This is a genomic window from Hymenobacter gummosus (genome assembly GCF_003970915.1).
Classification (GTDB): Bacteria; Bacteroidota; Bacteroidia; order Cytophagales; family Hymenobacteraceae; genus Solirubrum; species Solirubrum gummosum.
Genome location: NZ_RXOF01000017.1, coordinates 147,399 through 165,754 on the forward strand (window position 1 = coordinate 147,399; position 18,356 = coordinate 165,754).

At 66.3% G+C, this 18,356-nt stretch carries 17 protein-coding genes and 1 pseudogene; 9 read left to right on the plus strand and 9 right to left on the minus strand.

The genetic code is table 11. The features are described 5' to 3' along the window. Window positions 1–128: 128 nt before the first annotated feature. Genes EJV47_RS28225 through accC form a run of 3 tightly spaced genes read right to left on the minus strand, consistent with a single transcriptional unit; the run spans window position 129 to window position 2,272 of the window. Window positions 129–278 carry a hypothetical protein gene (locus EJV47_RS28225; RefSeq protein WP_165903903.1) on the minus strand — a complete coding sequence of 50 codons (150 nt, stop codon included), beginning with the start codon at window positions 276–278 and terminating at the stop codon, window positions 129–131. Next, complete coding sequence (locus EJV47_RS23375; RefSeq protein WP_126695625.1) at window positions 275–733, minus strand: DUF6934 family protein; 459 nt, start codon at window positions 731–733, stop codon at window positions 275–277. Before EJV47_RS23375 ends, EJV47_RS28225 begins: the two co-directional genes overlap by 4 nt. A gap of 15 nt (window positions 734–748) precedes the next feature. Continuing rightward, complete coding sequence (accC, locus tag EJV47_RS23380) at window positions 749–2,272, minus strand: acetyl-CoA carboxylase biotin carboxylase subunit (RefSeq protein ID WP_126695626.1); 1,524 nt, start codon at window positions 2,270–2,272, stop codon at window positions 749–751. A 311-nt stretch (window positions 2,273–2,583) separates the two neighbouring features. Here accC and EJV47_RS23385 point away from each other — a divergent pair, with 311 nt between their 5' ends. Both EJV47_RS23385 and EJV47_RS29050 read left to right on the plus strand, forming a co-directional pair. Continuing rightward, the gene (locus EJV47_RS23385) at window positions 2,584–3,822 is read left to right on the plus strand and encodes an aminotransferase class I/II-fold pyridoxal phosphate-dependent enzyme (RefSeq protein ID WP_126695627.1); all 1,239 of its coding nucleotides are present in this window, start codon (window positions 2,584–2,586) and stop codon (window positions 3,820–3,822) included. Window positions 3,823–4,071: 249 nt separating this feature from the next. Beyond that, window positions 4,072–4,248, plus strand: a pseudogene (locus EJV47_RS29050) (histone H1); the annotation flags it as partial. Between the two features lie 350 nt (window positions 4,249–4,598). Here the strand turns inward: EJV47_RS29050 and tyrS are convergent. Both tyrS and EJV47_RS23400 read right to left on the minus strand, forming a co-directional pair. Beyond that, window positions 4,599–5,900, minus strand: a complete 1,302-nt coding sequence (gene tyrS, locus EJV47_RS23395; RefSeq protein ID WP_126695629.1) for a tyrosine--tRNA ligase — start codon at window positions 5,898–5,900, stop codon at window positions 4,599–4,601. 129 nt (window positions 5,901–6,029) lie between these two features. After that, window positions 6,030–7,586 carry a glycosyltransferase family 39 protein gene (locus EJV47_RS23400; RefSeq protein WP_126695630.1) on the minus strand — a complete coding sequence of 519 codons (1,557 nt, stop codon included), beginning with the start codon at window positions 7,584–7,586 and terminating at the stop codon, window positions 6,030–6,032. 128 nt (window positions 7,587–7,714) lie between these two features. Here EJV47_RS23400 and holA point away from each other — a divergent pair, with 128 nt between their 5' ends. The 6 genes from holA (at window position 7,715) to EJV47_RS23430 (ending at window position 12,220) form a co-directional block, all read left to right on the plus strand. Continuing rightward, window positions 7,715–8,770: a DNA polymerase III subunit delta gene (gene holA, locus EJV47_RS23405; protein WP_126695631.1), complete on the plus strand. Its 1,056-nt coding sequence runs from the start codon at window positions 7,715–7,717 to the stop codon at window positions 8,768–8,770. Window positions 8,771–8,775: 5 nt separating this feature from the next. Then, window positions 8,776–9,330 (plus strand): suppressor of fused domain protein, encoded by a 555-nt coding sequence (locus EJV47_RS23410; RefSeq protein WP_126695632.1) that lies wholly within the window; start codon window positions 8,776–8,778, stop codon window positions 9,328–9,330. A gap of 96 nt (window positions 9,331–9,426) precedes the next feature. Then, a complete protein-coding gene (locus EJV47_RS23415; RefSeq protein ID WP_165903904.1) occupies window positions 9,427–10,152 on the plus strand; it encodes a GAF domain-containing protein in 726 nt (241 codons plus the stop codon). A gap of 76 nt (window positions 10,153–10,228) precedes the next feature. After that, window positions 10,229–10,978: an ATP-grasp domain-containing protein gene (locus EJV47_RS23420; protein ID WP_126695634.1), complete on the plus strand. Its 750-nt coding sequence runs from the start codon at window positions 10,229–10,231 to the stop codon at window positions 10,976–10,978. 306 nt (window positions 10,979–11,284) lie between these two features. Continuing rightward, complete coding sequence (gene parS, locus EJV47_RS23425) at window positions 11,285–11,749, plus strand: type II RES/Xre toxin-antitoxin system antitoxin (protein WP_126695635.1); 465 nt, start codon at window positions 11,285–11,287, stop codon at window positions 11,747–11,749. Between the two features lie 3 nt (window positions 11,750–11,752). Beyond that, window positions 11,753–12,220, plus strand: coding sequence for an RES family NAD+ phosphorylase (locus EJV47_RS23430; RefSeq protein WP_126695636.1), 468 nt, complete (start codon window positions 11,753–11,755; stop codon window positions 12,218–12,220). A gap of 200 nt (window positions 12,221–12,420) precedes the next feature. Here the strand turns inward: EJV47_RS23430 and EJV47_RS23435 are convergent, their stop codons facing one another. The 4 genes from EJV47_RS23435 to EJV47_RS28765 all read right to left on the minus strand — a co-directional run bounded on the left by EJV47_RS23435 (window position 12,421) and on the right by EJV47_RS28765 (window position 16,964). Further along, the gene (locus EJV47_RS23435; RefSeq protein ID WP_126695637.1) at window positions 12,421–14,673 is read right to left on the minus strand and encodes a xanthine dehydrogenase family protein molybdopterin-binding subunit; all 2,253 of its coding nucleotides are present in this window, start codon (window positions 14,671–14,673) and stop codon (window positions 12,421–12,423) included. Window positions 14,674–14,848: 175 nt separating this feature from the next. Then, window positions 14,849–15,901, minus strand: a complete 1,053-nt coding sequence (locus tag EJV47_RS23440; protein WP_126695638.1) for an FAD binding domain-containing protein — start codon at window positions 15,899–15,901, stop codon at window positions 14,849–14,851. 26 nt (window positions 15,902–15,927) lie between these two features. After that, window positions 15,928–16,386, minus strand: a complete 459-nt coding sequence (locus tag EJV47_RS23445; protein ID WP_341539277.1) for a (2Fe-2S)-binding protein — start codon at window positions 16,384–16,386, stop codon at window positions 15,928–15,930. Between the two features lie 74 nt (window positions 16,387–16,460). Next, window positions 16,461–16,964: a peroxiredoxin family protein gene (locus EJV47_RS28765; RefSeq protein WP_243651292.1), complete on the minus strand. Its 504-nt coding sequence runs from the start codon at window positions 16,962–16,964 to the stop codon at window positions 16,461–16,463. A gap of 326 nt (window positions 16,965–17,290) precedes the next feature. Between EJV47_RS28765 and EJV47_RS23450 the strand changes: the two genes are divergently transcribed. Then, window positions 17,291–18,046 carry a hypothetical protein gene (locus EJV47_RS23450; RefSeq protein WP_126695639.1) on the plus strand — a complete coding sequence of 252 codons (756 nt, stop codon included), beginning with the start codon at window positions 17,291–17,293 and terminating at the stop codon, window positions 18,044–18,046. Window positions 18,047–18,356 lie beyond the last annotated feature (310 nt).

Genomic DNA, 18,356 nt, shown 5'->3' on the forward strand with positions numbered 1-18,356 from the left:
TCTATCAGCCGAAACCCTACCGCGCCAGCCGGTTCTTCTTCCATTTCGATACCGGCGCGGCCGCGCCACCAGCCGCCCCGGCGCCTTTCTGCTCCGTGAGCAGCTTGGCGGCCAGCACGGCGGCAGGGCTATTGGGCCTTTGCCTTCTCCCAATCAACCTGACCAAACACCGCCTGGAACTGCTTCTTCTTGGCTGCTAAAAATTCCGTTTCTGATGCGAAAGCCCCAATTGGCTTCTCGGGCTTCGGTAAGATGACTTTGGCTTCTTTGGCTTTCATGATCTGGCAGATGAAGTAGTTCGCATTGCCACAACGAAGCCGTCGTAGGCTTGGTTCGGCACGAAGGGTTCAAGGGAGGAGCCGCGTAAACCCGAAATTACGAAATCGTCGGATACGGCCTGTACCTCCCGCGCCAGCACTATCTGGTAAAGCCGGGTGCGACTGGGCGTGCTGCCAGAAAACGCTACCAGTGCCGTAGGGTACTGCGCGAAAAAGAGCGGCAAGGTCTGCGCCACGGTGGCCAGGATGCGTTCTAGGTCGCCGTTGTTGCGCACGGAGGTATAGCTCAACGACCCATCGGCCTCTACATCGGCAAGCGCAAGGTTGAAAACGTCGGGAATGTCCGTTTCAGAATACAGCACCAGTTTATCCACCGGTCGGGGGCCAACGCTGGTAAACGTGTAGCGTCGAGCGTCGGCCCCGATGACCTGAAACTGGTAAAACGGCTTATCCATGCGCCGATACGCTAACTATCGTCCCGCCAACCGATTCTTCTTCCAGTTTGACACCGGCACGGCCGCGCCGCCCGTAGCCGCGCCATTCTCGGCCGTAGCGCCGGCAGCACCTTTCTGCTCGGTGAGCAGCTTAGCCGCCAGCACGGCGGCGAGCTGGGCCAGCTCGGGGCTGGGCGTGTGCTGCAGCACGCTGGGCTGAAAGTGGTCCTTGATGAAGTTCGTGTCGAAGTTGCCGCTGACGAAGGCGGGGTGCTGGAGCACGTAGGTGCCGAAGCCCAGGGTGGTTTCGATGCCGGTAATCTGGTACTCCTCGATGGCGCGCAGCATCCGGGCAATGGCTTCCTGGCGGGTGGCGCCGTAGGTGACCAGCTTGGCAATCATCGGGTCGTAGTAGATGGGAATGTCCATGCCCTGCTCGAAGCCGTCGTCGACGCGTACGCCGGGGCCCTGGGGGCGCACGTAGGTTTGCAGGCGGCCGATGTCGGGCAGGAAGTTGTTCTGCGGGTCTTCGGCGTACACCCGCAGCTCCAGGGCGTGGCCGGTGATGCTCAGGTCTTCCTGGCGGAAGCTCAGCGGCTCGCCCTGGGCCACCTTGATCTGCTCCTTCACCAGGTCGAGGCCCGTAATCATTTCCGTCACGGGGTGCTCTACCTGCAGGCGGGTGTTCATTTCCAGGAAGTAGAAGTTGCGCTGGTCGTCGAGCAGGAACTCCACGGTGCCGGCCCCGGTGTAGTTGCAGGCCCGGGCCACGTCGACGGCGCAGCGGCCCATTTCGGCGCGCAGCTCGGGCGTGAGCACCGACGACGGGGCTTCCTCAATCACCTTCTGGTGGCGGCGCTGAATGGAGCATTCCCGCTCGAACAAGTGCACGATGTTGCCGTGCTCGTCGCCCAGCACCTGGATTTCGATGTGGCGCGGGCCGGTCACGAACTTCTCGATGAACACCGACCCGTCGCCGAAAGCCGAAGTGGCTTCGTTGACGGCCAGCTGCATCTGCTCCTCGAAATCGGCCACCTGGTGGACCAGGCGCATGCCCTTGCCGCCGCCGCCGGCCGAGGCCTTGATGAGCACCGGGAAGCCCACCTGCTCGGCCACGCGCTTGGCCTCCTGCACGTCGCTGATGGCCTCGTCGAGGCCCGGCACCAGCGGAATGTTATAAGCCTTTACGGCCTGCTTGGCCGAGAGCTTGTCGCCCATGATGTTCATGGCCTCGGGCGAGGGGCCGACGAACGTAATGCCCGCTTCCGTCACCATGCGGGCGAAATCGGCGTTTTCGGAGAGGAAGCCGTAGCCGGGGTGAATGGCGTCGACGCCCAATTGCTGGCAGACTTCGATGATTTTGTCGCCGCGCAGGTAGCTGTCCTTGGAGGCGGGCGGCCCCACGCACACGGCTTCGTCGGCGTAGCGCACGTGCAGGGCGTTGCGGTCGGCTTCGGAGTAGATGGCCACGGTTTGCAGGCCCATTTCGCGGGCCGAGCGCAGCACGCGCAGGGCAATTTCGCCGCGGTTGGCGACGAGGAGCTTGGTGATTTTCTTCATGCCGGATGGGGCAAGGGGAGGGAGCAGAGGGATTGGAAGGCCGAAAGTAATAGGTATGGCCGACTGTAGCGCGGGCTTTAGCCCGCGTTTGGCGGCCCGATTGTCGGTGAACCACTGCCGTGCGGTTGAAGTGGATTACTATCTAGCGGACACGGGCTAAAGCCCGCGCTACATTCGCCATGCCGAATATCGCGGCGCCTAACGCTCGTTGCCTCAACGGCGTTTCGTAACTTGCGCCGCATTTGGCCTGCGCCAGCTTTGGGCGTGGGCCGAATGGTTTTTCCCGCTTACTCACCCAAAAAACACCCCGCGTGGATATTTTTGAGAGAATTGCCGCCAACCGCGGCCCGCTCGGCAGCCATTCGCATTACGCTCACGGCTACTTCACCTTCCCCAAGCTCGAAGGCGAAATCAAGCCGCGCATGATTTTCCGGGGCAAGGAAGTCCTGACCTGGAGCCTCAACAACTACCTGGGCCTGGCCAACCACCCCGAGGTGCGCAAGGCCGACGCTGACGCCGCCGCCGAGTTCGGCATGGCCCTGCCGATGGGCGCCCGCATCATGAGCGGCAACTCCAACTACCACGAGCAGCTGGAAAAAGAGCTGGCCGAGTTCATCCAGAAGGACGACGTGCTGCTGCTCAACTTCGGCTACCAGGGCGTGGTGTCGATTATCGACTCGCTGGTGTCGCGCCACGACGTGATTGTGTACGACGCCGAGTCGCACGCCTGCATCATCGACGGGGTGCGCCTGCACGCGGGCAAGCGCTTCGTCTTCCCGCACAACGACATGGCGGGCCTGGAAAAGCAGCTGGAGCGCGCCAAGCGCATCACCGACGAGACGGGCGGCGGCATCCTGGTCATCACCGAGGGCGCCTTCGGCATGTCGGGCAACCAGGGCGATTTGAAGTCCATCGTGGCCCTGAAGGAAAAGTGGAACTTCCGCCTGTTCGTCGACGACGCCCACGGCTTCGGCACGATGGGCGCGACGGGCGCCGGTACGGGCGAAGAACAGGGCGTACAGGCTGGTATCGACCTTTATTTTTCGACGTTTGCCAAGTCCATGGCCAGCATCGGTGCCTTCGTAGGCGGCCCCGAGCCGGTAATTGAATATTTGCGCTACAACATGCGCAGCCAGATCTTCGCCAAATCCCTGCCCATGCCGCTGGTAGTGGGTGCTTTGAAGCGTCTGGAGCTGCTGCGTACTAAGCCGGAATTGAAGGAAAACCTGTGGACCATCGTGCGCGCCCTGCAATCGGGCCTGCGCGAGAAGGGCTTCAACATCGGTACCACCACCACCCCGGTGACGCCGGTGCTGCTGAACGGTGAAATCCCCGATGCTACGGCCCTAACCTTCGATCTGCGTGAGAATTACGGCATTTTCTGCTCCATCGTGGTGTACCCGGTGGTGCCCAAGGGCGTGATTATGCTGCGCCTCATCCCGACGGCCGTGCACACCCTGGACGACGTGCAGCAGACCATTGCCGCCTTCGAATCCATTGCCGCCAAGCTGGACAAGGGCCTGTACTCGAAACAGCCCGCAACGGCTTAAAACGCCGTTTTGCCCCGCGCGCCAAGCCACCCGCTGCTAATGCAGCGGGTGGCTTTGTTTTTGGATTTATCGGAGAGAAATTGGGGAGAGGTAAAAACTGAAAATGCAGATTTTGGGGGGTGAAATCACCCTGTACTGGCTGCAATCGGCCTTGAAAAATTTTTTCGAAAATTAGCTTTGATTTGAAATGCCCGTATATTAGCCACGGTCAAACCCTTGTTTCACACCACAAACCCCCTCTCTTTTCTCATGGCTAACAATTTTGGCAAACTCCGCGACCTGGTTCACTCGCTGGAAGCTGACTTCGAGAAATTCTACGACAAGAGCAATTCGGCTGCCGGCACCCGCGTACGCAAGGGCATGCAGGAGCTGAAGAACCTGGCGCAGGAAATCCGCACCGAGGTGCAGAACACCAAGAACAGCGCCGGCGCCGACAAGCCCGCTGCTCCCGCCGCCAAGGCTGCTCCGGCTAAGAAAGCCGCCGCTGCTCCGGCTGCCGCTAAGAAAGCCGCTCCGGCCAAGAAGAAATAATCACGGATTATTTCGGATTTGACGGATTGCACGGATTTCGTGGACGATTCAGCCCCGAAGTCCTAAGTGCTCAGCTGCCCGGAAATAGCAGCTGGGTGGATTCGTCTGATCAGGACAACAAAAAGGCCCTGCCGCAACCGGCAGGGCCTTTTTGTTGTCCGATGGGCAACCGAACGGGGGCTGAACTACGGAACGGAATCGTCCACGAAATCCGTGCAATCCGTCAAATCCGCACGAATCCGTGATTAATCCGTGATTTTGACCAGGAAGTACTTCTTGCCTTTCTGGCCGACGATGTACTTGTTCAGCAGCAGGGGCACTTCCGCGGCCTGCTGCTCGACGGCCGTCTTTTCGCGGTTCAGCTTCACGCCGCCGCCCTGAATCATCTTGCGGGCTTCGCCCTTGCTGGGGAAGATGGCGCCGCCGCTGGCTTCGCTCAGCAGGCCGATGACGTTCTGCTCGGCCAGCGCGGTGCGGGGCACTTCCACCTGCGGCGTGCCGGCAAACACGTCGAGCAGGGTGGCTTCGTCGAGCGAGGCCAGGTCGCCACCGCCAAACAGCACCTGGGAGGCGGCCACGGCGGCTTCGTAAGCCGCCTGGCCGTGCACGCGGATGGTCACGTCCTGGGCCAGGGCCTTTTGCAGGGTGCGCAGGTGCGGGGCCTGGGCGTGCTCGGCCTCCAGGGCTTCGATTTCCGACTGGCTCAGCAGGGTGAACACGCGGATGAGGCGCGGCACGTCGGCGTCGGCGGCGCCGAGGAAGAACTGGTAGAACTGGTAGGGCGAGGTCATCAGCGGGTCGAGCCAGACGGTGCCGGTTTCGGACTTGCCGTACTTGGTGCCGTCGGCCTTGGTGATGAGCTGGCCGGTGAGGGCGTAGGCTTTACCCTCGCCGCCCGACATGCGCCGGATCAGCTCGGTGCCGGTGGTAATGTTGCCCCACTGGTCGGAGGCGCCCATCTGCAGGGTCACGCCCAGGGTCTTGTAGAGGTGCTGGAAATCGTAGCCCTGCAGCAACTGGTAGCTGAACTCGGTGTAGCTTAGGCCCTCGGCGCCGGAGTCCTCGCCCCCGCCGCTGATGCGGCGCTTCACCGAGTCCTTGGCCATCATGTAGTTTACCGTCAGGTGCTTGCCCACTTCGCGCAGAAACTGCAGGAAGCCGAAGTCCTTGAACCAGTCGTAGTTGTTGACGACCAGCGCGCCGGTGGGCGAGTCGTCGAAGGTGAGGAACTTCTCCAGCTGGGCGCGGATGCCGGCCTGGTTGGCGCGCAGCGTGTTTTCGTCGAGCAGGTTGCGCTCCGCGGATTTGCCCGACGGGTCGCCAATCATGCCGGTGGCGCCGCCCACCAGGGCCACGGGGCGGTGGCCGGCGCGCTGCAGGTGCACCAGCAGCATGATGGTGGCCAGGTTGCCGATGTGCAGGGAGGCCGCCGTGGGGTCGAAGCCGATGTAGCCGCTGACGGGCGCGCCTGCGTTGAGGTGCTCGTCGGTGCCGGGCATCATGTCGTGAAACATGCCGCGCCAGCGCAGTTCGTCGATAAGGGACATGCTGGATTTTCGTTTTTCGTTATTGGTTTTTCGTTTTTCGGAGCGGGCGTGCGTCGAACGACGAAAAACGAGCCACGAAAAACGAAAGGCGCAAAGGTAAGCGGCCGGGGCGCTGCCGCCGCATCGGGCTTATTCAAACCCGTCCTGCGCCTCCCGGATGCGTTTGCGCACGAAGGGGCGCAGATCGGCTTTGGGGTGACGAAACAGCAGCACCTCGCTGCCGCGCACCCGGGCGTAAGGGTTCTGCACCCGGCCCACCACTTCCATGGTCCGGAACGCCTGCTTGAGGTCCTCGGGCTGGTCGCCCTCGTTGGCGTAGATAAAGGCCGTGACGGAGTCGGGGGCGGGCATCCAGTAGCTGTTGGAGCCGTTGAGGGTGTAGGCGCGGGGCAGGCCCAGGGCCGGGCCGAACCAGTTCAGCGCCCCGGCCTGCCCGTAATTGTCGCCGTACACGATGCAATGGGCCCGCTCCTGGGGCGGAAGGCGCTGCAGGGCCCGCTGCACCAGCGGGGCGTACTCGTCCCAGCCCTGCATGTCGGCCACGTCCTGGGGCAGCTGGTGCTGCCGGCCGTCTTCCCAGCGCGTGAGGGCCTGCACGGGCAGGGCGCGCACGTAGCGGGCCAGCCGCTCGACGGACAGCACCGGCAGCAGCGCGGGCACCAGGGGCAGGGTCAGCAGCAGGCCCAGGGCCAGGGCGCCGAGCAGCAGCGGGCGGCTTTTGCGCTCCAAGTACACCGCGCCCAGGGCCATCAGCGGCGGGTACACGGCGGCGGCGTAGTAGTTTTTGCCCCGGCTCAACAGCAGCAGGCCGATAACGAAAAAGTACGCCAGCACCAGCGGGCGGTAGGGCCGGCCGGCGCGGGTGAAGCCAAACCAGAGCCCGGCCAGCCAGAGCGGGGCGCCGGCCAGCGTCATGGGCAGCTGCTCGACGAGGAAGCTGAGGGGCGAGACGTTGGTGAGCTGGGTTTCCTGCAGCTTGTGCATGTGCCCGAGCACCGGCCAGTGGTGGGTGGCCTGCCAAACGAGGTTGGGCAGAAAAATCAGCAGGGCCAGGGCCACGCCGCCCGCAAACCAGCGCGTGGCCAGCCAGGGCCGCTCCTCGGGCGTGAGCAGCAGGGCCAGCAGCAGGGCCAATACATAAAAAGCGGTGGTGTACTTGGCCAGCAGCCCCAGCCCGATGGCCGCGCCCAGCCAGAGCAGCAGCCGCGGCTCGTGGGTGTGCACGAAGCGCACGATGAGGTAGCCGTAGAGCGTCCAGAAGAACACGTCGAGGAAGTTGGGCTGCAGCAGGCCGTGCATGGCCAGATACACCGGCGCCACGGCTACGGCCACGCCCGCCGCCAGCTGGGCCCCGCGCCCCCCGCCGGCCCGGCGCGCAATCAGCCCGGCCAGCAGTACCGTGAGGGCCCCGAACAAGGCCGGGAAAAACTTCACCCCGACGACGCTGTGCCCGAACACGGCCCGGGTCAGCCCGGCCAGCGGGGCCAGCAGCGGCGGAATTTCCTTGTAGCCCCAGGCCAGGTGCCGGCCCATGTCGAGGTACAGGTACTCGTCGCGGTGCAGGCCGTAGCGGCCCGACAGCAGCAACTGCCCGAGAAACTTGGCGGCGGCCACGGCCAGCAGCCCGGCGCCAAGGCGCCCCGGACGAGCCGCGGGGAAAGCAGGAGCGGAAACAGACGAAAGCATAGGCGGCGGAATGTGCAGCGAAAGGTACCTTTGCGGAGCTAAATGGTTAAATGGCTGAATGGCTAAATGGCTGGTCGTTCAAGAACAATCGACCATTTAGCCATTTAACCATTCAGCCATCCGAATCCATGCCCGCCCTGTCCGCCGACCAGATCATGCCGCAGCTCCAGAAGGGGCAGTTTCAGCCGGTGTACTTTCTGCAGGGGGAGGAGCCGTACTACATCGACCTGGTGTCCGATTTCATCGAGAAGAATGCCCTCAGTGAAATGGACAAGGGCTTCAACCAGGTGGTGCTCTACGGCAAGGACACCGACATTCCGACGGTGCTCGGGCAGGCGCGACGCTTCCCGATGATGGCCGAGCGCACCGTGGTCATCGTGAAGGAGGCCCAGAACCTGCCGGGGCTGGAGGGCGAAGCCGGGCAGACCATGCTCGAAGCCTACCTGAAAAACCCGCTGCCGAGCACGGTACTGGTCTTCGCCCACAAGCACAAAACCCTCGACGGGCGCAAGAAGCTCGGCAAGCTCATGACGGAGCACGCCGTGCTGCTGACCTCCGACAAGCTGCGCGACTACCAGGTGCCCCAGTGGCTGCAGGCCACCATGAAGCAGCGCCAGCGCCCCATCCACGACGAGGCCGTGCAGCTGCTGAGCGAGTACATCGGGGCCGACCTGGGCCGGCTGCTGGGCGAAATCCAGAAAATCGAGCTGAACCTGCAGCCCGGCCAGCCCATCGACGCGGCCACGGTGCAGCGCATGGTGGGCATCAGCAAGGACTACAACATCTTCGAGCTGCAGAAGGCCCTCATCATGCGCGACGTGCTCAAGGCCAACCGCATCGTGCAGCACTTCGCCCTGAACCCCAAGGACAACCCGCTGATTCCGAACCTGACGCTGCTGTTCAACTTCTTCCTGCGCCTCCTGCAGCTGCACACGCTGCCGAACCCCTCGCCGGCCGACTGGAAGCGCATCGGCGTGGCCAACCCGTACGCCCAGAAAGAGTACCAGCAGGCGCTGAAGGTGTTTCCGTACCAGCGCACCCGCGACATTATCCGCCTGCTGCGCCGGGCCGATCTGCAGAGCAAAGGCGTGGAGTCGGGCTCCATGTCGGAGGCCGACATCCTGCAGGAGCTGGTGTTTATGGTGCTGCACCCGCAGGTACCGGTGGCGGCCGTGCTGGGCTGAGGCGGATGGAATACAACCTCGACGAGCTGCAGCGCCACCTGGAAGGGCAGTGGCAGGCGGCCGGCCGCCGCATCAAGTGGGAGCTGGGCCCGACGGAAAAGCTGCACCCTGATTTCCGGGTGGTGGAGTTCGAGCCGGGCGGGACGCATCACTTCTGGGTCTATTCCACCCTGGGCATGTCGCTGGGGCTACCCGGGGAGGCCCTCGAACTGCACCTGTTCGCGCCCCGCGCCGATATGGACGTGGTGGAGCTGCTGGTGGCCGCGGCGTCGTACCACCGCAACGTGGCCCCGCTGGGCGTGTATCATACCGTAAACTTCGGGCAGCCCTGGCTGGACGATTCCCGCTGTGACCACGGCTACATTTCGCTGCCGTACCTGGATGGGCTGGAGCTGCAGCTGTGGCGCACGGAGGCCGGCCCCGTGGCCAGCTACTGGCTGCTGCCAATAACCGAAGCCGAGCGGGACTTCAAAATCGAGGCGGGCTGGGAGGCACTGGAGGAACTGTTCGAAGCCAGCGAACTGGATTACCTCGACCCGGCGCGGCCGTCCTGCGTGTAGCCGCCGCGGGCCGGCCGGGCATCTTTTCAAGGTGCGAATCGGCTATCTTTGCGCCGACCCGCCGGCACCTCTGCCCGCGGCCGAATGGTTGCCGCCATGATGATGTTTCCCGCTCCGCACCCGCTGCCGCTCGACGAGGCGGCCCGCCTGCAGGCCCTGCGCCCGTACCAGCTCCTGAACACCATGCAGGACGAAACCTTCGCCGAGCTGGTGCGGCTCACGGCCAAGCTCTTCCACGTGCCCGTCTGCATCGTGGCCCTGGTGGAGGAGGACCAGGTGCGCTTCGGGCTCAACCACGGCCTGCCCGCCGACATGGACCGCGTGAACCGCTGGGAAACGCTCTGCTCGGTGGCCCTGCTGGGCGAGGGCGTAACGGTATTCGAAAACCTGCACGCCGAGCCCTGCGCCCTCATCAACCCCGGCCTGGTCCAGAACCTGCACCTGGGCTTCTACGCCGGCCACACCCTGCGCACCGCCGACGGGCAGCCCATCGGGGTGCTGTGCGTGATTGACTACCAGCCCCGGCCGTTCCGCGCCTCCGAGTCGGCGCTGCTCGGGCAGCTGGCGGCCGTGGTGATGAGCCTGCTGGATTTGCGCGTGGCCCTGGTGCAGCAGCCGCGCTGGAACCAGGAGCTGTGGGCGGCCATCTACGCCCGCATCGAGGACTCGGTGCAGCGGCTGGAAACCCTGGCCGCGCTGGCCGGCTGGGAAGACACCGCCGACAGCGCCAACGCCCGGGCGTACCAGGAGTCCACCCACGCCGAAATGCTGCGCATCGTGGAGGTGCTCGGCCAGCAGATTCAGGCCCTGCAGCCCCGCTAACGCCGCTTTCATCTTCCCGCCCGCGCGGCTGCTGCCCTGAATCAGCGGCCGCGCGGGCGTTTTCATGCCACTGCCCATGCGCGCCTATATCCACCAGGACTCCGACGGCCACTGGTCGAACCCCAACAGCTTCGTGGCCCTCGACGGCTTCCGCCACATGGGCTGGGAAATCGTGCCCTTCCGGCAAACCGCGGAGCTGGAAGCCCTGGCGCTGCCCGGCCGGGAGCCCGCCGACGTGGTGGTGGGCCCCATCGGCTCGGTGCAAACGGCGCTGCGGCAGCTGGGCGTAGCCGTGCCCGCCGAGGCCAGCTACCCGCCCGCGCTGCGCCCGTTTCTGGGCCGCCGCCTCTGGCAGAGCACCCTCGACGCCGTGGCCGCCGCGCCCGAGCAGTGGCCGGTGTTCGTGAAGCCCGTGCACGCGCTCAAGCAGTTTACCGGCGTGCTGGTGCGCAGCCCCCGCGACCTGGTGGGCTGCGGCACCCAGGGCCAGGATACGGCCGTATGGTGCGCCGAGCCGGTGCGCTTCCTGGCCGAGTGGCGCTGTTTCGTGCGCTACGGCCGCATCCTCGACCTGCGCCTCTACCGCGGCGACTGGGCCCAGGCCCCCAGCCGGCCGGTGGTGGAGCAGGCCGTGGCCGCCTATGCCGACGCGCCCCACGGCTACGCCCTGGACTTCGGCCTAACCGACACCGGCGCCACGGTCATCGTGGAGGCCAACGAGGGCTACGCCATCGGGGCCTACGGGCTGGCCGCGGTGCCCTACGCCAAGCTACTCTCCGCCCGCTGGGCCCAGCTGACGGGCACGGAGGACTATTGCAACTTTTGAAACGGCCAAGCCAGCACGTCATCCTGAGCAGAGCGGAGGACCTTCCTCAAACCATGCACGGCCGAAAAGCGCAGCCGCCACCGCTCAATCGTTCGGGTAAGGTAGCTGTGCTGCTATCGGTCTGGCGGAGTAGCGTCTGCATGTTGTTGGCAGCGGCGGCGCAGGGTGAGAGGAAGGTCCTTCGCGTTGCTCAGGATGACCGTTCTTCAGTGTGAGCGTTCCTGAAAGATTGGAACCCAAAAGAAAAATTTCCGCGTTAAAAGGAAAAATTTCCCTAAGTTTCGTTCGTCAAAACACCCGCCCGCTATGGCCACCGCCAGCCTCAAACCCAAAGATCCGACGACGGCCCTGCCCGTGGCCCTGCGCAAGAAATGGGCGGCCTGGGGCCGCACCGGCAAAGACTCCTTCGCCTTGGTGCTCGAAGCCCGCAAGGGCGTGCCCGCGGCCACGGCCTTTGAGGTGGCCCAGGCCTACCAGCTGCAGCCCAACGAGCTGGAGGCCATCTACGAGCTGTCGACCAAGACCTTGCGCAGCTACTCGCAGGAAAACCGGCCCCTGAGCGCCGCCAGCAGCGAAAAGACGCTCAAGATTATTGCCCTCTACAACCTCGGCGTGGAGGTATTCGGCCAGGCCGACGCCTTCCTGCGCTGGCTCGACAAGCCCGCCCACGGCCTCGACCAGGAGGTGCCCCTGCGCCTGCTCGAAACCAGTGGCGGCATCGACCTGGTGGCCGAGGAGCTGCAGCGCATTGCCCACGGCGACCTGTCGTAGGCCGTGCTGCTCTACCGCATCTGCCTGGCCAAGTACGCCGACGGCCTGTTTGCCTCCGGCTACCGGGCCCGCTGGAATTTCAAGGACCAGTTCGTCATTTACTGCGCCAGCAGCCGGGCCCTGGCCTGCCTGGAAAACGTGGTGCACCGCAGCGGCGAGGGGCTGAACGAGCAGTTTCGGGTACTCGTCATCGAAGTGCCCGACGACTTGCTGGTGGAAGAAGTGCTGCTGACCGAGCTGCCGCCTGACTGGGCCAAGGCCAGCCGCTACGCCCTCTGCCAGCCCCTGGGCAGCGCCTGGTACGAGGCGCGCCGCTCGGCCGTGTTGCGCGTGCCCTCGTCCATCGTGCCGCAGGAAAGCAACTACCTGCTGCACAGCCGCCACCCCGACTTCCAGCGCATCCGCATCGTGGCCCGGGAGCCGTTTAGCTTCGACGCCCGCATCAAGACCTCCGACCTGGGCGCGGCGTAAGGGGCGCTGCAGAACAATAGAGCAGCCAAGAAATCAACGTCATGTCGAGCTTGCCGAGACATCTCGCGTGCTGACGTTTGCACGGCACACCAGAACGTCATGCTGAGCCCGCCGAAGCATCTTTACCGAACAACGGAGCGGTAGAGATGCTTCGGCGGGGCTCAGCATGACGTTCTGGTTATCTTAGTTGCTTGGCTTCTTCATCCCCGCAGCAGCTTGTCCGGGGTGAGCGGGAGGCTGCGCAGGCGCTGGCCGGTGGCGTGGTACACGGCGTTGGTAATGGCTGCCGGCGTGCCCACGCAGCCGATTTCGCCGATGCCGCGGGCGCCCAGCTCGCTGATGTGCGGGTCGGGGATGCCGAGCCACTCCACGGTGATGTCGGGCGTGTCGGCGAGGCTGGGCACGTGGTAGTCGGCCAGGTTGCGCACCACGGCGCGACCGGTGCGCGCATCGTACTGGGTTTCCTCCATGAGCGTAGCGCCCAGGCCCATCATCACCCCGCCGATAATCTGGGAGTGCGCGGTTTTGGGGTTCATCAGCCGGCCCACGTCGTACACGGCGCAGAGCCGGGCCAGGCGGATGGAGCCGCTGGCCTCGTCGACGCGCACTTTCACGAACACCGCCCCGAAGGAATAGAACGAGTACTGCTCCCGCTCCTCGCCGGGCTTGACCGAGGCCGTGGCCGCCACTAAGGGCAGCTTGGCCCGGCGCAGAATGGCGGCGTAGTCCTCGCCCCGGCTGGCGTCGGCCTTGAGCACCAGCCGCCCGTCGCGGGCTTCGATGGCGTCTTCGGCGGCACCGTGCAGCGGCGACTGGGCCTGCTGAATGGCTAGGCGCTTGAGGGCCGTAAGTACGTTGCGGCAGGCTTCCAGCGCCGCCGGGCCGATGGTGGCCGTGGTGGCCGAGCCCCCGCTGGTGGGCGCGGCCGGCAGCGCGGAGTCGCCCAGCTCGAAGCGCACGCGCTCCAGGGGCAGGGCCAGGCCGTCGGCGCTGATCTGGCGGAAGATGGTGTAGGCCCCGTTGCCCAGCTCGTGGGTGGCGCTCTGCACCAGGGCGCGGCCGTCGGCAAAGAGGGTGGCGCGGGCTTCGGCGGGGCGGCGGGCGGCCGGGTACATGGTGGTGGCCATGCCGTAGCCGACGAGCTGGTTGCCCTCGCGCATGGCGCGCGGCTTGGGGTTGCGCTGGTCCCAGCCGATGAGGGCCTTACCCCGCTCGTAGCACTCGCGCAGATGCTTGCTCGACCAGGGCTTGCCGGTTTCGGGGTTTTTGTCGGCGTAGTTGCGCAGGCGCAGCTCCACCGGGTCCAGGCTGAGCTCGGCGGCCAGCTCGTCCATGGCGCACTCGAGGGCCCAGCCGCCCACGGTTTCGCCGGGGCCGCGCATGGGGCAGGGCGAGGGCAGGTGAAGGTGGGCCAGCTGGTGCGAGAAGCCCAGGTTGGGCACCGCGTACAGCATCCGCGACACGCGGGCGCAGGGCTCGGTGTAGCCGCTCATGATAGAGGCGTGGGTCTGGGTGTCGTGCTGCAGGGCTAGGAGCTTGCCGTCGCGGGAGGCGCCCAGGCTGAGCGTCTGGTGGGTGGCGGCGCGCTGCCCGGCCACGCTGAACATGTCCTGCCGCCGCCATTCCAGCTTCACCGGGCGCCCGGCCAGGCGGGCGGCCATGGCCGTGAGTAGGGGCGGGGCAAACAGCCAGCCCTTGGCCCCGAACGCCCCGCCGATAAACGGGCAAATCACCTGCACGCTCTCCTTGGGCAGCCCCAGCGAGGTAGCCATGACTTCCTGCAGGTTCTCCACCCCGCGCGAGGTGTCGTAGAGCGTCAGGAACTCGCCCCCGTTGCGCTGCTCCCAGCGGGCAATGGTGGCCAGGGGCTCGATGGGGTTGTGGTGGGTAATGGCCGACTCGTACACCCGCTCCAGCCGCACCGGGGCGGCGGCCAGGGCCGCTTTCGGGTCGCCTACCGTCACTTGCAGCTTTTCGTCCTTGTTGCCCACGAAGGTTTCGGGCAGGCTGCGCTGGCTGACCGATTTCAGGGTCAGCTCCGGGGGCTGCTCGGCGTAGGTCACGCGCACCAGCGAGGCGGCGTGGCGGGCCCGCTCCAGGGTGTCGGCCACCACCACGGCCAGGGGCTGGCCGGCGTAGTGCACGGCGGTGTCCTGCAGGGGCTGGCGGGTTTCGGTCATGCCGCCCTCGCCCCGAAACAGCGTGCCGCCCACCTTCTCGGGCAGGGGCTGCAGGCGCGGGGCGTTTTCGTGGCTGAGCACGGCCAACACGCCGGGCGCCGCCCGGGCCGCCGCCGTATCGAGGGCGCGCACGCTGCCGCGGGCCACGGTGCTGCTCACCACGGCCGCGTGGGCCAGGTTGGGCACGTCCCACTCGGCGCTGTAGCGCGCCGCGCCGGTGACTTTCAGCCGACCATCCACGCGGTCGAGCGGTTTTCCGGTATTTTCTACCATGGGGAGTCGGGTAAGACGCGGGTTCTTGCGGAAAAGAAAATTGTTCGTTGGGCCGCCGCCCCTCACCAGCCCTGGGTTTAAAACCCTGGGCAATCGGTAGGGAAGTAGCGCGGCCGTTTGCCCCTCACTAGCCCAGGGTTTAAACCCTGGGCAATCGATAGGGTAATTGCGGCTATCAGCGCGCGGCCACCTCCCCGCTGACGCCGCCCACGCTGGCGGCGAAGGCCGTGCCGGCCGGGCCCTGCAGGGGCTGCAGGCCGCTGGTTTCGAGCAGGGCGCGCACCAGCAGGTTGCGGCCCATGGGGATTTTGTAGGCGTTGTGTTCGAGAGGTTTGGCTTCGGCAAAGGCTTTGTCGGCCACGGCGCGGAACAGCTTTTCGCCGGGCTTCTTGCCGGTCAGCATAGCCTCCACCTCCGCCGGCAGGCGCCAGGGCTTGTGGGCCACGCCGCCCAGCGCCACGCGGGCCCGGCGGATTTTCTTGCCGTCCATCTCCAGCGCCACCGCGCACGACACTAGGGCAAAGGCGTAGGAGGCCCGCTCGCGCACTTTCAGGTAGTGCGAGCGGCCGTCGAAAGCCGGTAGGTCGAGGCTGGTAATCAGCTCCCCGTGGGCCAGCGTGGTGTCCTGCTGCGGGGCGTCGCCGGGCAGGCGGTGCAGTTCGGGGAAGGGGATGCTGCGCGGGCCGTTGGGGCCGGTGGTTTGCACCCGGGCGTCGAGGGCGCTGAGGGCCACGGCCAAGTCGCTGGGGTGGGTGGCTACGCATTTATCGGAGGCGCCGAAGATGGCGTGCACGCGGTTGTAGCCGCCCAGGGCCGCGCAGCCCGAGCCCGGCTCCCGCTTGTTGCAGGGCTGGGCCGGGTCGCGGAAGTAGGGGCAGCGGGTGCGCTGCAGCGGGTTGCCGCCCAGGCTGGCCATGTTGCGAATCTGGGTGGAAGCCCCGGCCAGCAGGGCTTCGCTCACGGCCGCGTAGCGCCGCTGCACCTCCGGGTGCAGGGCCGCGGCCGTGTTCGACACGCCCGCGCCCAGGCGCAGGCCGCCGTCGAGGGGGCTGATGGTGGTCAGGGCCAGCGGGGTCACGTCGACCAGCAAATCGGGGCGGAGCACGCCTTCCTTCATCAAATCGAGCTGGGAGGTGCCGCCGGCCACGAAGGCGGCCGTGGGCCGGGCGGCTACGGCCGCTACGGCCTGGGTAGCGTCGGTGGCGCGTTGGTACTGAGACGGGTGCATGGGCTGGCGGCGGGTTGGGCGGAAGGTTAGGCGCGTTGGGCCTCCTGAATGGCGGCAATGATGTTGGCGTAGGCGGCGCAGCGGCAGAGGTTGCCGCTCATGGCCTCGCGGATTTCGGCGGCCGAGCGCTGCTGCCGGTCCTGCACCAGCGCGGTGGCCGCCATAATCTGCCCCGGCGTGCAGTAGCCGCACTGAAAGGCGTCGTGCTTCACGAAGGCCTCCTGCACCGGGTGCAGCTCCTCGCCCCGGGCCAGTCCTTCGATGGTGGTAATGGCGCGGCCCTCGCTCATCACGGCCAGCGTGAGGCAGGAAAGGGCGCTCTGCCCGTCGATATGCACGGTGCAAGCCCCGCACTGGCCGTGGTCACAGCCCTTCTTGGTGCCGGTCAGGTGCAGCTGTTCGCGCAGGGCATCGAGCAGCATCACCCGGGGCTCCAGCTGCAGGCGGTGGCTTTGCCCGTTGATGCGCAGCGTGACGGGCCGCAGCTCGTCGGCGGGCCGTGGGCTGGGGGCGGCCGGGGCGGCTGCGGGGGCCTCGGCTGCCTCGGCCGCGGTGCCGGTCAGTAGGAGCAGGGCGGCGGCGGCCAGGGTGGCGGTGAGGAAGGTGCGGCGGGAGAGGGCGCCGCCGGGGACGGGGGGGGGGCCGACGCCGCGCCGTCCGTGGCCGGGGCGGGGCGCAGGGCTTCGAGGGCGGCCAGTACCTGCCCGGGCTGGATTTCCTGGCCCGGCGCCACCGTCACCTGCCAGCGCAGGCGACCCTGCTCGTCGAGCAGAACGAGGGCGCGCTGCCCGGCTACCCCGAAATGGGCCGCTACGTCGCCGTGCGCGTCGAGGGCCTGCCAGCTGTCGGCCGGCACGTCGACGAAGGCCGCCCCGGCGTCGAACTCCTCCACCAGGCGGGCAAAAATGGCGCTCTGGTAGGCCTGGGCGGGGTTCCACTCGCGGGAGGCAAAGGCAAGTATCAGGGGCTGCCCGCGGCGCTCCGACAAGCGCGTGCCGTCGGGCAGCAGGCAGTCGGCTACGGGGGCGCCGGGGGGCAGGATGGGGCGGAGGGCTTCGGGCATGGCGGCAGCAGTAAGCGGGGTGCAGCTTCCCCCTACGCGAAACCCGACCGTACGGCGGCCCCACCAGGGTAACCTGCGGGTAAGGCGCAGCCGGGCGCTTACCCGAGTAGGTAGTAGCCGCGCACCGGATTTTCGCGGCTACTGCGCCAATGGGCCACGGACGTTGCGCTTGCTCCGCGCAAGTAGGGAAGCTTCGAAGCAGCTGCAGCTCTCCACGCCAGAAAACGGAACTGGGGCGGCTTGCGGGCTGTAGCTTTGAAAAAATAACCCGGCGAAAATGCCTGCCCTACAGCGGCGCCTACGTTTGCCGGAACGGTCAGTAGCTCATGCGCAAACGTTGGATCTACCGGAGCCTGCTCGTGCTGCCCCTCAGCCTAAGCACCACCGCAGGGCGGGCCCAGCAGGCCCCCGCCGACCCACTGGCGGCCGAGCTGCGGCGGCAGCTGGCCCTCATCCAGCGGGAGGACCAGGACGGGACCGGCGCGGAGCAGCTGGAAGGCACCACCCGACAACTGGTGGCCTACCTGAAACGCCACGACGTGTCGGCAGCCGACGCCCGGTGGCTGGGGCTGGCCCGGACGGCCACCGCCCCGGGCGACGCGGCCGAGCTGCGGGTGTACACCTTCGACTACGACACGGGCAACCCCCACGGCGCCATCAGCCACCCGGTGCTGCAGTGGAAAAATCGGGCGGGGCAGCGCTTTGCCTACTCGCTGGCCGTCCACAGCGCGTTTTTCGCCGTCTACCCGCTGTCCAGCTCCGGCCGCAGGCTGTATTTGCTGCTTGGCACCCAGAAGGGCAGCGCGGGCTGCCTGGACTACGAGGCGCGCGTGGTGAAGCTGCAGGGCGACTACCTGCTGCTCGACATTCCCGCCTTTGCCAATGCGGCCAGCCTGAACCTGTGCAACGTGCCGATGACCTTCGACGCCCGGCGTCAGGAGCTGCAGTTGGATCTGCTCGGCTTCGAGCGTTTCGAGCCCGACGACGAAGCCGCCCGGCTGCTGCAGCGCTGGGGCTACCGCCGGGCGCTGCCCACCCGTCAGCTCACCCTGCGCTTCGACGGCCGGCGCTTCGGGAAGTAGGCCCCATCTAGAAGCTAGTTCCCCTCCTCAGCTGACGCCCGAATGCGGGAGCATGAAGGGGGCGAGCGTAGCTCTGGGCTAGGGGTGGTTGAAAAGCTAGAGCTAGAAATTACTATCGGGCGTCAGCACGCGAGATGTCTCGCGGGGCTCGACATGACGGCCTTTTCCGGCTGTGCAACGATTGGTCAACCACCCCTTGTATGATTGCACTGCCCTATCTTCTGGGTAGCCAGCCAAGGAAGCGGAGTCACCTACCATCCCTAAATGCGGGGCTTCGGCCTCGACCTTGTGGGTTAGAGCCAGTGCTCCG

What these genes read in the sequence shown, in the direction of transcription:
- EJV47_RS23450 (WP_126695639.1), top strand. Translation starts at nt 17,291, where the DNA reads ATGCGCAAACGTTGGATCTACCGGAGCCTGCTCGTGCTGCCCCTCAGC.
- EJV47_RS23440 (WP_126695638.1), bottom strand. Translation starts at nt 15,901, where the DNA reads ATGCACCCGTCTCAGTACCAACGCGCCACCGACGCTACCCAGGCCGTA.
- EJV47_RS23435 (WP_126695637.1), bottom strand. Translation starts at nt 14,673, where the DNA reads ATGGTAGAAAATACCGGAAAACCGCTCGACCGCGTGGATGGTCGGCTG.
- EJV47_RS23420 (WP_126695634.1), top strand. Translation starts at nt 10,229, where the DNA reads ATGCGCGCCTATATCCACCAGGACTCCGACGGCCACTGGTCGAACCCC.
- holA (WP_126695631.1), top strand. Translation starts at nt 7,715, where the DNA reads ATGCCCGCCCTGTCCGCCGACCAGATCATGCCGCAGCTCCAGAAGGGG.
- EJV47_RS28225 (WP_165903903.1), bottom strand. Translation starts at nt 278, where the DNA reads ATGAAAGCCAAAGAAGCCAAAGTCATCTTACCGAAGCCCGAGAAGCCA.
- tyrS (WP_126695629.1), bottom strand. Translation starts at nt 5,900, where the DNA reads ATGTCCCTTATCGACGAACTGCGCTGGCGCGGCATGTTTCACGACATG.
- EJV47_RS23375 (WP_126695625.1), bottom strand. Translation starts at nt 733, where the DNA reads ATGGATAAGCCGTTTTACCAGTTTCAGGTCATCGGGGCCGACGCTCGA.
- EJV47_RS23400 (WP_126695630.1), bottom strand. Translation starts at nt 7,586, where the DNA reads ATGCTTTCGTCTGTTTCCGCTCCTGCTTTCCCCGCGGCTCGTCCGGGG.
- accC (WP_126695626.1), bottom strand. Translation starts at nt 2,272, where the DNA reads ATGAAGAAAATCACCAAGCTCCTCGTCGCCAACCGCGGCGAAATTGCC.
- EJV47_RS23415 (WP_165903904.1), top strand. Translation starts at nt 9,427, where the DNA reads ATGATGATGTTTCCCGCTCCGCACCCGCTGCCGCTCGACGAGGCGGCC.
- EJV47_RS23410 (WP_126695632.1), top strand. Translation starts at nt 8,776, where the DNA reads ATGGAATACAACCTCGACGAGCTGCAGCGCCACCTGGAAGGGCAGTGG.
- EJV47_RS28765 (WP_243651292.1), bottom strand. Translation starts at nt 16,964, where the DNA reads ATGCCCGAAGCCCTCCGCCCCATCCTGCCCCCCGGCGCCCCCGTAGCC.
- parS (WP_126695635.1), top strand. Translation starts at nt 11,285, where the DNA reads ATGGCCACCGCCAGCCTCAAACCCAAAGATCCGACGACGGCCCTGCCC.